Below are 506 nucleotides of genomic sequence, written 5' to 3'. Positions count from 1 at the left end.
CTGGAACCGTATATAACGATGAAGATGGTGATGGAATACAAAACGGAACAGAAACCGGATTCACTACACCAGTAACTGTATTTGCTGATTTAGATGGCGATGGTGTATTAGACGCAGGAGAGCCAACAGCAACTACAGCGTCGGATGGAACCTATACTATAGAAGGTGTACCAGCAGGAACAGTAGATATCGTAGTAGATACAACTACTTTACCAACAGGTGCAACATTAACAGAAGGAACAGAACCAACAGAGGTAACGGTACCAGTAAGTGGAACAGTTGCAGCAGGAACAGATGGTTATACTACAGCCGGAACAGTAACTGGAACCGTATATAATGATGAAGATGGTGATGGAACACAAAATGGAACAGAAACCGGATTTACTTCTCCAGTAACTGTATTTGCTGATTTAGATGGCGATGGTGTATTAGACGCAGGAGAGCCAACAGCAACAACGGCAGCGGATGGAACGTATACTATTCCAGGAGTACCAGCAGGAACAGTA

1 pseudogene is annotated in these 506 nt (G+C 43.9%); it reads left to right on the top strand.

Annotation, left to right across the window (positions count from 1 at the left end):
* Positions 1-506 (top strand): annotated as a pseudogene (locus ACVCZW_RS09800) (hypothetical protein); the annotation flags it as partial.

It is taken from the genome of Lacinutrix sp. MEBiC02595 (assembly GCF_053601555.1).
This window is presented reverse-complemented; position numbering and strand designations above follow the sequence as displayed.